Consider the following 502-nt stretch of genomic DNA (forward strand, 5'->3'; position numbering starts at 1 on the left):
CCCTACCAGCCTTGTGATCGCAGGATCGTTGGGGAAGATGCCCACGACGTCGGTGCGGCGCTTGATCTCTGCGTTGAGCCGCTCCAGTGGATTGGTGCTGTGCAGTTGCTGTCGATGCGCTTTGGGAAACGCCATGTGCGCCAGCACCTCGTCCTCGCACCCGTCCATGAGTGTTGCGATCTTGGGGTACTTTTCGCGCAGTTGGTCTGCAACCAAGCGCCACTGTTGGTGGCATTCAGCGCGGCTATCCTGGGCGAAAACCGTGCGCAGAAGCGCCGCTACCATGGTGCGCTGGCCCTTGCCGACATGGGCCATGGCGTTGCGCATGAAATGCACGCGGCAGCGCTGCCAGGTCGCATTGAAGACCTTGGAAACCGCAGCCTTCAAACCTTCGTGGGCATCGGAGATGACCAACTTCACGCCACGCAGGCCGCGCCGCATAAGGCTTCGCAGGAAGTCCGTCCAGAACGGCTCGGCCTCCGACGGCCCAACCCGCATGCCC

General features: G+C 62.5%; 1 protein-coding gene. It reads right to left on the minus strand.

Annotated features, from left to right (window positions below; genetic code table 11):
• A partial coding sequence (locus APH25_RS24755) for a transposase (protein WP_177331227.1) occupies positions 1–502 on the minus strand: 502 nt, incomplete at both ends.

Origin of the sequence: Pseudomonas sp. NBRC 111119, assembly GCF_001320125.1 — a bacterium.
Taxonomy (GTDB): Bacteria; Pseudomonadota; Gammaproteobacteria; order Pseudomonadales; family Pseudomonadaceae; genus Aquipseudomonas; species Aquipseudomonas parafulva.